Annotated in this window: 9 protein-coding genes; 3 read left to right on the top strand and 6 right to left on the bottom strand. The window is 73.4% G+C overall.

Going from position 1 to position 13,193, the window contains the following annotated elements:
• The first annotated feature begins 28 nt into the window (after positions 1–28).
• Together WMF12_RS44220 and WMF12_RS44215 are read left to right on the top strand one after the other, a co-directional pair.
• Positions 29–937: a metallophosphoesterase family protein gene (locus WMF12_RS44220; protein WP_437854712.1), complete on the top strand. Its 909-nt coding sequence runs from the start codon at positions 29–31 to the stop codon at positions 935–937.
• Positions 938–1,139: 202 nt separating this feature from the next.
• On the top strand, positions 1,140–1,601 hold the full coding sequence (locus tag WMF12_RS44215; protein WP_437854711.1) for a hypothetical protein: 462 nt from the start codon (positions 1,140–1,142) through the stop codon (positions 1,599–1,601).
• Between the two features lie 562 nt (positions 1,602–2,163).
• Here the strand turns inward: WMF12_RS44215 and WMF12_RS44210 are convergent.
• The 6 genes from WMF12_RS44210 to WMF12_RS44185 form a co-directional block, all read right to left on the bottom strand.
• Positions 2,164–4,095 (bottom strand): transketolase, encoded by a 1,932-nt coding sequence (locus WMF12_RS44210; protein WP_437854710.1) that lies wholly within the window; start codon positions 4,093–4,095, stop codon positions 2,164–2,166.
• 358 nt (positions 4,096–4,453) lie between these two features.
• On the bottom strand, positions 4,454–5,857 hold the full coding sequence (locus WMF12_RS44205; RefSeq protein ID WP_437854709.1) for a protein kinase domain-containing protein: 1,404 nt from the start codon (positions 5,855–5,857) through the stop codon (positions 4,454–4,456).
• Between the two features lie 273 nt (positions 5,858–6,130).
• Positions 6,131–8,050: a hypothetical protein gene (locus tag WMF12_RS44200; protein WP_437854708.1), complete on the bottom strand. Its 1,920-nt coding sequence runs from the start codon at positions 8,048–8,050 to the stop codon at positions 6,131–6,133.
• Between the two features lie 128 nt (positions 8,051–8,178).
• The gene (locus WMF12_RS44195) at positions 8,179–9,213 is read right to left on the bottom strand and encodes a hypothetical protein (protein WP_437854707.1); all 1,035 of its coding nucleotides are present in this window, start codon (positions 9,211–9,213) and stop codon (positions 8,179–8,181) included.
• The gene (locus tag WMF12_RS44190) at positions 9,210–10,862 is read right to left on the bottom strand and encodes a M16 family metallopeptidase (protein ID WP_437854706.1); all 1,653 of its coding nucleotides are present in this window, start codon (positions 10,860–10,862) and stop codon (positions 9,210–9,212) included. Before WMF12_RS44190 ends, WMF12_RS44195 begins: the two co-directional genes overlap by 4 nt.
• A 35-nt stretch (positions 10,863–10,897) precedes the next feature.
• Positions 10,898–12,784 (bottom strand): insulinase family protein, encoded by a 1,887-nt coding sequence (locus tag WMF12_RS44185; protein ID WP_437854705.1) that lies wholly within the window; start codon positions 12,782–12,784, stop codon positions 10,898–10,900.
• A 185-nt stretch (positions 12,785–12,969) separates the two neighbouring features.
• Between WMF12_RS44185 and WMF12_RS44180 the strand changes: the two genes are divergently transcribed.
• Positions 12,970–13,191, top strand: coding sequence for a DUF350 domain-containing protein (locus WMF12_RS44180; protein WP_437742735.1), 222 nt, complete (start codon positions 12,970–12,972; stop codon positions 13,189–13,191).
• Positions 13,192–13,193: the final 2 nt, after the last annotated feature.

The following is a 13,193-nucleotide window of genomic DNA, read 5'->3' as shown; positions in this document are numbered from 1 at the left end:
GAGACTGGGGAAACTTCGCGGCTGTGACGTGCGTCTCCATCGCCGCCAGCCGTCGCGCCGCCGCGCCGTCGCGCCGCCTCGCCCGGCGGGGCGCGAGGGGCTGGAGGCGCCGGCGGACATGGTCTATCGTCACGAGTCCGCCGATCGGACGCCGCGAGGCGCCGAGAGCCGCTCCAACGTCTCGATGGCCGCTGAAGGGGGTCTTGCCATGCGGATCGCGCTGATATCCGACATCCACGGCAATGAAGTGGCGCTCAGGGCCGTGCTGGCCAGCATCCGGGCGACGGGCGTCGATCAGGTGATCTGCCTCGGCGACGTCGCGACGCTGGGGCCGCGGCCCTCGGCCATCCTGGACATGCTGCAGGAGCTCGGGTGCCCGTGCATCCTCGGGAACCACGACGAGTTCATGCTGGATCCGGAGCTGATCCGCACCTACACCGAGGCCCCCATCGTCGTCGACGCGGTGGACTGGTGCCGTGATCGGCTGTCGAGAGACGAGCTCGCCTTCCTGCGCACGTTCCAGGCGCGCCTCGAGATCCCGCTCGACGCTCACTCGACGCTCCTCGTGTTCCACGGGTCGCCCCGGTCTCACATGGAGGATCTCCTCGCGAACACCCCGCCGGAGGAGCTCGATCGCCGCCTCGCGGGCCACGCGGCGACGGTGATGGCCGGAGGGCATACGCACCTCCAGATGCTCCGCCAGCACCGAGGCACGCTCCTCGTGAACCCGGGCAGCGTCGGGCTCCCGTTCAAGGAGTACGCGAACGGCGGGCCGCCGACGCTGCTGCACCACGCCGAGTACGCGACCGTGGAGGCGCAGGGCGGCGCGGTCAACGTCAGCTTGCACAGGGTGCCGGTCGACAGGGACGCGCTCCGCGCGGCGGTGAAGGCCTGCGACAACCCCATGCGCGGCGCGCTGCTGCAACAATACGCCTGAGCGAGCCCGGCCGGTCCCGTCGGCCGCGGCGCCCAGAGATCAGGGAGCGCGAGCGCCTCGAGGCCGCCCGCGACGCCGCGCGCCGCGCGCTGCGCCGACGAATCCCGCGGCGTCGGCGAGGCCGAGGGGCCCGATCCGCGTGCGGCGAGGCGCGGCGATCTGGTAGCCTCGAGGGCGCGCGCCGGAGAGCGATGGAGCCCCGATGACGAAATACGAGCAGATCAAGCTGTCCTATGAGGCCTCCAAGGCGGCGATCGGCCAGGTCGCCGAGGAGCTCTTGCAATGGATAACCGAGCTCCGCGACCACATGGCCTGGCCGAGGGACAAGTGGGCGCTCAACCGGATCGCCGGAGACGCCCACGCCAACGGGCTCTTGCAGCGGTTCGTCGTCGAGAATCAGCCCGGCGTCGGCGAGGTCTTGAAGTGCCAGCTGTCCCTCACCGTCGAGGAAGAGCTGCCGTTCACCGTCGACTTCTTCGCGGTGGGCAGGACCGACAGGGGCCTCCTCGTCGTCCTCATCGGCGGAGAGCAGATCACCGTCAGCAAGACCTCCCCCGAGGCCTTCTTCGAGAAGGCCGTGGAGCACATCCGGCAGCAGGCGAGGCGCGTGGCGAAGACGCGCCGCGTAGGAGCCATCGCCGGCACGCCCCACCGCCCTGCCTAGGCGCAGCGCTCGCCTGGCTGCTCAGGCGCAGCGCTCGTCTGGCGCTCGGGCGAGCGCCACCGTGCCACCGCTCGCGGGAGATGGCGCCCCTGCGCTTCACCAACGAAATCCGCCACACCAAAAACGAAAGCCTCACCCGTACAACGCCTACGTAAATTCACGGACCCTCGTCAGGAGATCCCTGGCCCAGCTCCTGCATAGCCCTGACCCCGGAGCGCCTGAGGGACGGTTTCCCCCCCCACACCGTCGGACGGGCGCTCTTTTTTCTTTTGTGCGCGCCTCCGCCTCGGCACCCGCGCGGGTGCCGAGGCGGGTCACCGCGAGACGCAGGGCACGCCTCTGTCACCGGAGACGAGCTGCGTGGCACGCTCTGCCCAGGTGGTGCGTCACGCCAGCTCGGCGAGCAGCACGCGATGACCCGGGGCCAGCGACTCCAGGCGTCGCAGCGCCCCGTACTTGCGATCCCACTCCCCCGACGCGAGGTCCGCCTTCAACCACGCGAGCCCTTCGCCACATCGCCCGATCCGCGGCGTGCCCGCGCTCGCCGCGCGCGAGGCCAGGGCTATCGCGCGCGGCGTGCTGCGTCGGAGAGGAGGCGCTTCGCCGCGCCAGCGATGGCGGAAGCATCAAGCCCCGCCGCGCGCAGGAGCTCGGCCGGGGTGCCCGAGCCGGGCATCTCCCTCACGGCGAGGTGGACGACGCGCGCGACGACGGGCTCTTCGCCAGCCAAGGCCTCGAGCACGGCGTCGCCCAGGCCGCCCTCGGCCCAGTGATCCTCCACGACGACGGCGTTTCCAGAGGTGGCCTGCACCGCCGCGCGGATGCCGGCGGCGTCGATCGGCTTGATGCCATACGCGTCGAGGACTCGAGCGGAGAGCCCGCTCGCCTCGAGCTCTGCGTGGGCCTTCAACGCCTCGTGGACGGTGATGCCCGCAGCGATGATCGTCACGCGATCGTGGGGTGTCTCGCGCAGCACCTTGCTCCCGCCGATGGGGAACGCTTCGGTCGCATCGTACAGGATGGGCGTCTTCTCGCGCGTCGTTCGGAGATAGACGATGCCCTTCTGATCGGCCATGGCGGCGACCAACCGAGCGGTCTGATTGGCGCAGCACGGATAGAGCACGGTGCTCCCGTGGACGGCGCGCATCATGGCCAGATCCTCGAGCCCCATCTGCGACGGGCCGTCCTCGCCGATGGATACGCCCGCGTGCGAGCCGCACACGCGGATATTGGCCCTCGACACCGCGGCCATCCGGAGGAAATCGTGGGCGCGCGTGAGGAAAGCCGCGAACGTCGACGCGAAGGGCGACCAGCGCCGGACGCTCAGCCCGACGGCGGCGGCCACCATCTGCTGTTCGCTGATGAACATCTCGAAATAGCGATCTGGATGAGCCTTCGCGAACTCCTCGGCAAAGGTCGAGTTGTTGACCTCGGCGTCCACGGCGACGATATCCGCGCGCGCAGCGCCGAGCGCCTCGAGCGCGTCGCCGTAGGCTCTCCGCGTCGCGACGGCCGCGGAGCGCTCGTAGATGGGGAGCCTCAGCGGCCCGGCGGTGGGCCGCGGAGCAGGCTCACCCGGCGCAGGCGCCTCTGGCTCGATGACGATATCGCGTATGCCTCCCAGCTCTTCGATCGCCTTCGCGCACTGCGCCTTGTCGAGCGCCTTTCCGTGCCAGCCGTCCTTGTCCTCGACGAGGGACACGCCCTTTCCCTTCACCGTGCGCGCGACGATCAGCGCGGGAGCGTCCGAGGCGCGGAGGGCATCGGCATAGGCGCCAGAGATGGCGGCTGGATCGTGGCCGTCGATCTCCAGGGCACGCCAGCCGAACGCGCGGGCGCGCGCCGCATAGGCCGCGGAGTCCCAGCCGAGGGGTGTCTGTCCGCGTTGCCCGAGGCGGTTCATGTCGAGGATGGCAATGAGGTTGCCGAGCTTCGTGTGGCGCGCGTGGTCGAACGCCTCCCAGATGGATCCCTCGGACATCTCGCTGTCGCCGAGCAACACCCAGACACGGTAGGGAGCCTTCTCGAGGTACTTCCCGGAGAGCGCGATCCCGACGCCCACGGGGAGCCCCTGACCCAGGGAGCCGGTCGCGACGTCGACCCAGGGGAGCGTCGGCACCGGGTGCCCCTGCAGCGGGCTCCCGAAGCGCCGGTACGACAGGAGCTCCGCGTCGGAGATGACGCCCGCCGCCTTGAGCATCGCGTAGAGCAGCGGGGAGGCGTGGCCCTTCGAGAAGATCAGGTGATCGTTGTTCGGGTTCTCCGGATGGCTCAGGTCCCAGCGGAGGTAGTCGCGGAGGAGCACCGCCATGAGATCGGCCGCCGACAGGCTGGAGGTCGGGTGTCCGGAGCCGGCCATCGTCGAGCAGCGGAGGCTATCGACGCGAAGCTGCTGAGCGAGCTCACGCTGACCGTGAGCCTGCTCGGCGCTGCTTCGGCGTTGCCCCTCGCTCCGGTCGCGCCCGCCGCGCGGTTCGTGCCCACGCGGAGGCACCCCGTGGGGCGCCTGGGTCGACCGCTCGCCAGGCGGCGCGGGCGAGCGGTCCTTCTCGGCCTTCGGCGCTTGGTCTCGATCATCCTGCGCAGGCAGTCCCCTGGGGCGGCTCGGCGCAACGCCTTTCAGGGGGCTGCGTACATGCTTTGGCCGTCTCTTCTCGGCCGGCTTGGGGGCTTCTTGCGCCATGGCTGCACCTGACGCTGCCGTCTTGATGCAAGCAGGGCGCCACCGCGCACAAAGCTTGTGTCTGGACACGACGATGACAGCCAAGCCTGCCCGCATGGCGCGATCATCGAGCGCCTGAGGCGCGCGCCGACCCGCCGATTTCACTCACGCGCTGGTTGGCAACGACCGCTCAGTGACGCGTCCTGAGCAGATCGCGTTCGGTGGGCACGCTTCGCGCGCCGGTCGCGCGGTCACCGCGGGGGATGCGAGCGCTCCGCGGCGCCGGGCGCGGGTCGACCGGGCGCGCGGCCTGCGCGGCGAGGGGGCGCGGCGCGGCCCCGGGGACGGAGGCCTCGTCGGGCGCGGGGACAGCGGCCTCCACCGCCGCGGCGTCACCCGATCTCGCTGCTGGGCGTGGGCTCGCCTGGGCCGCGATGCGCGCCCGCGCGGCGCGGACCACGGACGCGGCGCGCGCGTCGACGCTCGACGCCCGCAGCGCGGCGGGGACCTGTGCCTGCGCCCACAGCGCGCCGGTCGACAGCACGACGCCGAGCGCCACGACGAGGCCGGCCGCGAGGCCCAGCTTGCCCCGGCGCGCGGGCTCGGCCCGCTCGGCGCGCGCCGGCGCACCCGACGCGCCGACGGCGGCCTCGTAGGCGGCGACCATGGCCTCGATCGAGGGGAACCGCTCCGTCGGGTTCAGGGCGAACGCGCGCGCGAACCAGGCCGAGAGCGCTGGCGGCGCCTCCGGGTACAGCGCCGGCCCTGGCGGTTGCGCTGTGGCCAGGATCGAGGCGAGCACGTCGCTCATGGTGTGGCCCGGGAAGGGCAGCCGGCCCGTGAGCGCCTCGTACGAGACGACCGCGAGCGCCCACATGTCCGAGTGCGGGTTGGTGTCCCCATCGCAGGCGTGCTCCGGGCTCAGGTACGCCGGCGTGCCCAGCACCACGCCGTCGACGGTCCTGCGGGGAAAGTCGGCTGGCAGCTCCTTTCGGATCCACTTGGCGATGCCGAAATCCGCGACCTTGGCGCGCACCTCACCGCTGCGCTCCTCCTCGAGCAGCACGTTCGTCGGCTTGATGTCGCGGTGCACGATGCCGAGGCCGTGCGCGACGGAGAGGGCCTCGCCGATCTGGCCGAGGAGCGGGGCGAGCTCCGCCGGGGAGATCGGCCCCCGCTCCTGCATGAGCTGCCTCAGGGACCGACCTCGAACGTAACCCATGACGAGGTACGGGCCCGCGGCAGGGTCGTTGCCGACGTCGTGCACGGCGACGACGTGGTCCGTCTTCTGCGCCAGCTGCGCCGCGACCTGGGCCTCGAACCGGAAGCGCTCCAGCGCGGTGCCGGCCTGGCTCTCGCGCCGGACCGTGAGGAGCTTGAGCGCGACGTCGATCCGCAGGGCCCTGTCGTGCGCGAGCCACACCTCGCCCATGGCGCCGCGTCCGACCAGCCGCGAGAGCTTGTACCGCCCGGCGACGAGCTGGTTGCGCCGCGGGTCCTGGGCTACGTCGCCCCGCCCGGCTGCAGAAGAAGCGGGAGCGGCGTCACCGGAGCGGTCAGAGCGCGCCGCAGCGGCACGCGCGCTGTCCGCCATCGGGAGATTGACGTCAGATCGTCCACCGGAAGTTGATGCTTGCCACACGAGCGGTACCCTCCGTGCCGTCGCCGTGCCCAAGCTCATTGACGCGCTGATGCGACAACGCTCCTGGACGCCGAGACCGGGGCATGTCAGCCACGGTACCACCGGGCGGGCGAGGCTGGAATCAGGAACGACGGAAGCGCCTCGCTCAGGAGTCTCCGGATCCACCATGAGGTGCGCAAGGGTGGTAAATCAGCGCCATACGGCGCCATCACCCCGGTCAGAACGTCATCGTGAGCGCGTTCGCCAACCGGTTCGCCCGGCCGTGAGGGAAATCATGCGGCGGCGCCGGATGACGCGATGAAAGGCCGCCGCCCAGACGGCCATCCATGCCGCCAGAGCACCCGTCGGGGCGGTTCGACCGGCCATTCCGCAGGTGCACCCGCCGCCTTCATCGCCTTCTCCACCTGCGCTGTTCGATGTGCTGGAGCCGCCGCTGGATGCGGATGATCCCGTGCCGCTACCGGCGGCAGCGGCCACGCACCTGCAACCGTTCGGCTGGCCGGGAGGGACACAGCCCGCGGGGCAGCTCCCGGCATCGTCGCCGTCGCATTCCTCGGGAGCCTCGATCGTGCCATCACCGCACTGGCTCGTGGGCTCACACGACTGACCCGGGCAGGAGCAGGTCTCGGAGCAGCCCCGGAAGCTGCTCCACATGCACTCACCCATCGCTCGTTCACGATTGCCCCCGTCCTTGTTGCTCCCATCGAGCTCGGGCACCCTCCCCGAGCCGGAGATACAATCTCCGCTCCCGTCAGGACCGTGATCGGAGCCGTACTGGCCCCCGACAGGCGCGCAGGGATCCGGCTGTGTCAAGGCGCCGTGGTCGACCCAGCGATCCGCATAAGAGAGGACGACGTCCTTGTTGACCGGCCATGCCGCCGCGAGCGCAGGCATGAGCCGCATGAGGAGCGCCGAGTATTTCGTCGGTTTGGCCGTGTTGTCTTGATACCATCCGCCAGGCTCGAAGCCGCCGTCGATGTACCCATAGGGGTCTCGAATCGTCCGGGTGGATTGGTCGGAGAAGTCGTCCCAGTACTCCTCCTCCGTACCGACGGGCTGGCCCCACAGGGCGGCGCCGTTCTTGCCGGCGTAATAGCTGGCCGTCTCGAAGAATCGGCGCGCATCGACGGCCGCGAGGTCCGCCAGCATCGCCGGGTCCGCCAGCATCGCGGCCGCGAAGGCATAAGCGAAGAGCTTGCCGCCGCCATTGCCGCCGCCGCCTCGGAACAGGCTCGCGCCCATCCTGTCGACACCCCAGATGTCGATACCGTGCTGCACGTAGCCGACGAGCACGGGGAATTTGGCGGCGAGATCCTCCTCGGGCGTGCAGGGCGGCGCGCCGCAAACATCGGCGAGATGAAGCCAAGCGTAGACGTCGGTGTCGCGCGCCCAGATGTCGGTCGACCACGGCCTGCCGTCGGGGAGCGCGTCCTCCGGCGGCATGAGGTCGCACGTGACCGAGTGGCTCGTGTAATCGAGGCGGAGGTGGCGCGTCCAGGCCAGGGCCGTCTCCTGCGAGGGGGTGTCGGCGCACGCGGCCTGCAGACGGGACAGGAGCTGCGTCTGCAGCGTGGAGGTCGAGAGCACGGGCTTGTTCGTGCCCACGAAAGGAGGACGAAAGGTCGTGCTCGGGTCAGCGGGCGGCGCGTCGATCACCGTGACCACCGCCGCGAAACGCCCGCACGACTTCTCACCGGCGCCATCGCAATCGCCCGACGGGTTGTCGGACACGTACTTCACGACGGAGCTGCCGGGCGGCGCAGCGTAAGGCAGGCTGATGGGCGGTGCATGGTCGTCGAGCCGGTCGTCCCACCGCTGCGGCCCGTCGGGGGGAGGGTTCACGTCCACACCGTGACGGCCGCCGGCCGCCTCGGGCGTGATGGTCGTGATGCTGGCGACGCCGTTCTCGCTGATGACGAAGTACTCGCCCGTCGCATACTGACCGCAGGCATAGGCCTTATCGAAGCGGAACGTGATGTCGTTGCTCGACCCCGATGGCGCCGCGTAGCGCAGGCAAGGGCCGCTCGAATCGGACGTGACGGTGCTCGGGCTCCCTGAACAGCCGCAGTCCGCCCTGGCCTGCGCGTCAAGGAGAACAACCGCCGCCGAAGCGGCGAGTGCGACGGTCAACAGGTTGAGCTTCATCCTGTACACGACCTAACACGGGGCACGCGCTCGAGGGGTGCCGGTCAGCCCTCTCGAGCTGTTCTGCGCGCGGCGCTGCCTCGGCGCCGCGCGGGTAGCGGTGGCGGAGGCGGCGCGCCCCGGGACGGTCACGGCGAGACGCAGGGCACGCTCGGCGCGGCGTCCGGCGAGAGGAGCGGCGGCAGCCAGCGCCGCAGCACCAGGGGCACCATGGCGTCGTGGGGCATCGGCTCCGTCGGGACGAGCGGCTCGAGCTCGCGGAGGACGCCCGGCGCCGCAGGGTGCGCCTCGACGCCGCGCTGGAAGGCGCGGCGGAAGTCGGCGATGGGGCGCTTGGCCCAGGTCATCGTCTGCCACGACACGACGACGTGCGTGGTCGGGCGCGAGCGCGCGAGGGGGAGCGCGATGTCGACGTCCATGCACGTGTCGATCACGAGCGCCGCGTGCACGGGGGTGGACGCGCTCAAAGCGGTCGCGATGCCGCCCGCCTTGTTGCAGCCGCCGCCGGAGTGGCCCGCGACGACGACGCGCGCGCGGTCGAGGGTCGCGACGCCGCGCAGCCGCGCGGCCGTGGCGTCGAGGAACGCGTCCAGATCGAAGGCAGGCCAGCTCGTCCGCGCGACGGCGACCGCCGCCGGGAGCACGGCGCTCGGCGCGGCGACCAGCATCGGCGGGATCCGGCCCGCCTCCATGAGCTGCGCCGCGATCCGGCGCACGTCGCCCTCCTGGCCGCCCCCCATCCAGCGGTGCTCGATCCGCGCCTCGTTGGTGCCGTGCAGGAACACGAGGATCGGCAGCGGCCGCGCGGGATCGGCGGCCGCCAGGCGGTGCACGAAGGCGCGACCCCGCCAGCGCCGCTCCGGCGGCACCGGAGGCGCGGCAGCCCCGGCCTGCGCTGCGCCCTGCTCGGCGGCGCCGCTCGCCGGCGCAGACGGGTGCTCGTAGTCGTATGTCGCGCCGTCGAGCTGCGCGGGTGCCGCCGCCGAAGCCTGCGCCGCCGGCGCTGCGGCCGCCGGCGCAGGCTTCGGCTGCGCCCCCACGGCGCCCGGGGAGGACACGGCCGCGAGCCCCGCCGCGAGCGCGAAGGCGCGCGTCGCGGGCGCAAGACCACGCGCCGCCGCCCGCGGAGCGCGCGCGCCCCCGCGGCGCCCGACGGCCGTCACTGCGGCTCCTCTGCCGGCGCCGCGCGGCCAGCGCCGGGCGCCGGGGCGGGCGAGGCGCTCGCGTCCCGCGGGATCGTGCGCTTCCGCTCGAAGGCGCGGGTCGGGTCGACCACCTTGACGTCCCCGAGGCGGCTCAGCATCGGGCCGATCGCCTGGGCGTCGCCCACCACGACGATCGCAGCGTGCGCCGGTCGCACGTTGTCGTGCGCGACCTTGCCGGCGAAGACCGGCGTGATGTCCCGGAGCTCCTTGCGGTAGCTCTCGTGGTGGTCGTCCGGCAGATCGAGCGCCTGCATGACGGCGATCTCGTCCGCGAGGCCGGTGGCCGTCCCGAGGCCGAGGCCGAGGCCGGCCGTGAGCCGCCGCGCCGCGGCGTCGACCTCCTCCTGCGAGGGCGCCGCGGCCGCGAGCTGCTCCGCGTGCTCGAGCATCGCCCGCGCGGCGAGGCCCGTGCGCGCCGCAGGGACGCGGACGTGAGCCAGGAGCGGGACGGGTCCGTGCGCGACGTCGAGCGGCGCCGCGGACACCTCGCGCGCCGGCCCGCGCGGCGCGAGCAGCTCCTGCGAGAGGCGCCCGGAGGGGCCGCCGAGGACCTCGCCCGCGACCGCGAGCGCGGGCCACTCCGAGGCGCTGCGCTCGGGGCCGAGCACGCCGAGGAAGAGCTCGCTCTCCGCGCTCTTCGGGCGATCGACGATCGTGATCTTGAGCGACGCCGGAGGCACCGGATCGGTGAACGAGAGCGCCGGCGGCTCCGCGCCGCGGCGGTCGGTGAAGGCCTTCTCCACGGCCGCGCGCGCGGCCTCGGGCGTCGTGTCGCCCGCCACCACCACCACGGTGTTCTTCGGGACGTACCACGCCGCGTGGAACGCGCGGCAGTCGGCGGCGGTGATCCGCGGGAGCTCCGCCGCTGTCGCGCCGAACGAGGCGTAGGGGTGCAGCTCGGTCGGGAGCGCGTAGAGGTCGCGGAAGAGGACCATCAGCGCTCCCCAGCGGCCGTCCGAGCGCGCGCGCTCCCTCGCCGCCTCGGCGGCCTGGGCCTTCAGCTTGGCGAGCTCCGCGGCGTCGAGGCGCGGCCGCTGCACGACGTGCCCGAGCAGCAGGGCCGCCTCCGCGAGGCGATCGCTGGGCGCGCGCAGCCCGATCACGGTCGCGTCGAGGCCGGTGTCCACCCGCAGGGAGGCGCCGAGCGACTCGACGCGCGCGAGCAGCTCGCGGCCGGGGAGCCCGCCCGCGCCCCCGCGCAGGAGGAGCTCGCCCGTGAGCGCGGCGAGCCCGGTGCGCTCGCCGTCGGCCGCGGAGCCGCCGCGGATGACCACCCGGACCTCCACGAGCGGCAGCGCGCGGCTCACCGCCGTGGCGACGCGGAGGCCGCTCGGGAGCTCGGCCCAGGCGATCGCGGGCATGCGCGCGGGCTTCGCGGGGCCGGACGGCGGCGGCTGCTCCCCGCGAGCGACCTCGGCCGGCGGCGCCGCTGGCGCAGACGTCGCCGGCGCGGGCCTCGCCGGCGCGCCCGCCTGCGCGGGCGGCTGCGGCGCCCGCCCAGCAGCGCAGCCGCACGTCACGGCGGCCGCGAGCGCCGCGGTCCAGGAGAGCCAGGGGCGCGCTGTCCGTCGCCCGCGCAGGTCGCGTCGCTCGCTTCGCTCGTTCATCGCGTCACGCGTTCTCCGTCGCTCGCCTCTTCGCGTCACTTCTTCGTGGGTTTCGCCGGCTTCGTCGGCGCCGGATCCGGCGCGGGCCGGCTCGCCGCGCCGTGCGCCTTCGCCGGGCGCTCGCCCGGCGCGGCCTTGTCCGCGCCCTTGCCCGACGCGGCCTTGCCCGGCGCGGCCTTGTCCGCGCCCTTGCCCGACGCGGCCTTGCCCGGCGCGGCCTTGTCCGCGCCCTTGCCAGGCGCGGCCTTGTCCGCTCTCTTGCTCGGCGCGGCCTTGCCCGCGCCCTTGCCAGGCGCCGCCTTCTCTGCGCCCTTGCCCGGCGCCGCCACCTCGGCGTCCTGCTCCGGCGCCGCGGCGCGCGCCCTGCCTCCGGCCCGCGGCGCGCCGGCCGACGCGCGCGGCGGCGGGGCGGCTCCCGGCGTCGCAGGGGGATAGGTCTCGACGATCGTCCGGCGCGTCGGGCCGAGGTGGTCGCGCGCGACGCGCTGCACGTCCTCCCGGGTCACCGCGAAGTAGCGCGCGAGCTCCCCGTTCAGGTGGGCGGCGTCCCCGAAGAGGAGCTCGTGCTCGCCGAGCGCCCGCGCCCGCGCGCTCGCGTCCGCGAGGCCCGCCACGAACGCCGACTGGAGCAGCCGGCGCGCCCTCGTCAGCTCGGCCTGCGAGGGTCCCGCCGTCGCGAGCGCCCGGATCTCGCCCTCGATCAGCTTCTCGACGTCGCCGACCCGGGCGTCCTCGGCGAGCCGCACGTCGATGGAGAAGAGATCGGGCCCGCGGTGGCCGTCGATCGCGACCCGCACCGACCGCGCGACCGCCTTGTTCCCGACGAGGAGAGCCGGGAGCCGCGAGCTCTCGCCGCGCCCGAGCAGGGAGGCCGCGAGCGCGAGCGCGTGGTGATCCGGGTGCTCGGGCGGCGGCACGGCCCACCCGTAGAGGATCGACGGCGCGCGGGCGGCGCTGTCCCTCACGACGCCGGTGCGCTGGCTCGTCTGCTCGGGGAACGGCACGTCCTTGAAGGGCGCGGCCGAGACGGCGGGGATGCCGTCGAAGTACTCGTGCACGAGCGCCATCGCCGCGCCCGCGTCGAAGCCGCCGGCGATCGCGAGCACCGCCCTGTTCGGGCCGTAGTGGGCCGCGTGGAAGTCGCGGGCCCACGAGAGCTCGGCGCCCGCGAGATCGTCCGCCTCGCCGAGCGCCGGGTGCTCGTGGGGCCAGTACCCCTGGAAGACCAGCTCGCGGAGCCGGATCGCGCCCTGGCCGTGGGCGGCGCCGAGGACCGCGCCGCGGCGCTCGAGCGCGTCCCTGCGCTGCGCCTCGAAGCCCTCTCCGCTCGGCGCGGGCGCCCTCATGCGATCGGCCTCGAGCCACAGCGCCAGCGCGAGCTCGTTCGCGGGCAGCGCCGCCGTGAAGGTGGTGCGATCGACGTCCGCCTCGGCGTGGAGCTCGCCGCCGCGCTCGGCCACGAGGCGCTGGGGCTCGCCCGCCGGCAGGCTGCGGCTGCTCCGGGCCATCGTGTCCATCACGAGGCGCGCCACGCCGCTCCTGCCGCTCGGCTCGTCGCGCGAGCCCGCGTCGTACGTCACGGCCACCGCGACCGTGGGCGAGCTCTCGTCGGGGCTCAGCACCACGCGCATCCCGTTCTTCAGCGTGATCCGCTCGACGGGCAGCGCGAGATCGAGCGGCGCTTCCGCCGGAGCCGCCGCGGCGCTCCTCGGCGCCCCCGCCGTGTGCGCCACCTTCCCGATGGGCGCGCCCCCGCCGCGCGCCGCCTTGCCGGCGGGCACGCCCGCCGCCTTGCTGGCCGGTACGCCCGCCGCCTTGCCGGACGGAGGCGCTGCCGCGGCGAGGTGGGGCGCGCCTGCGCAGAGCAGGCCGAGCGCCGCGAGCGCGGCCGTGAGGGCGCGGCGGGGCAGGGTTCGGCTCACGGTCGTGGACACCGCACGGCGATAGCACGTCGCCGCCCGGGCGCGCGCGTCGAGGAGCGACGCGGCGCAGCGACCGCGCTTCACCCTGCCGGCCGACTCGCGTAGGCTCACGCCCCGAGCCCGAGACGTCACGAGCGCGCGCCGCGCGCCGCCCCGCGCCGCCCCACGCCCAGAGAGAACCGCCGATGCCCGACGTTCAAAATTTGATCAAAGCCGTGGTCGGAACGCTCGTCTTCGTCGCCGTCGGGCTGATCGTCTTCCTGCTGGCGTTCGTGCTGATCACGAAGCTCACCCCCTTCTCCATCCGCAAGGAGATCGAGGACGACCAGAACACGGCGCTCGCGATCGTGATCGGCTCGGTGATCCTGGGCCTCGCCTGGATCATCTCCGCGGCCATCCACGGCTGACG

The organism is Sorangium sp. So ce363, assembly GCF_051520435.1.
Classification (GTDB): domain Bacteria; phylum Myxococcota_A; class Polyangia; order Polyangiales; family Polyangiaceae; genus Sorangium; species Sorangium cellulosum_B.
Note: the sequence above shows the minus strand (reverse complement) of the source record. Positions and strands in the feature narration are given on the sequence as shown.

Bases quoted from the DNA above. Each gene is read 5' to 3' on its own strand.
- WMF12_RS44215 (WP_437854711.1), top strand. From the start codon at position 1,140: ATGACGAAATACGAGCAGATCAAGCTGTCCTATGAGGCCTCCAAGGCG.
- WMF12_RS44205 (WP_437854709.1), bottom strand. From the start codon at position 5,857: ATGGCGGACAGCGCGCGTGCCGCTGCGGCGCGCTCTGACCGCTCCGGT.
- WMF12_RS44200 (WP_437854708.1), bottom strand. From the start codon at position 8,050: ATGAAGCTCAACCTGTTGACCGTCGCACTCGCCGCTTCGGCGGCGGTT.
- WMF12_RS44190 (WP_437854706.1), bottom strand. From the start codon at position 10,862: ATGAACGAGCGAAGCGAGCGACGCGACCTGCGCGGGCGACGGACAGCG.
- WMF12_RS44180 (WP_437742735.1), top strand. From the start codon at position 12,970: ATGCCCGACGTTCAAAATTTGATCAAAGCCGTGGTCGGAACGCTCGTC.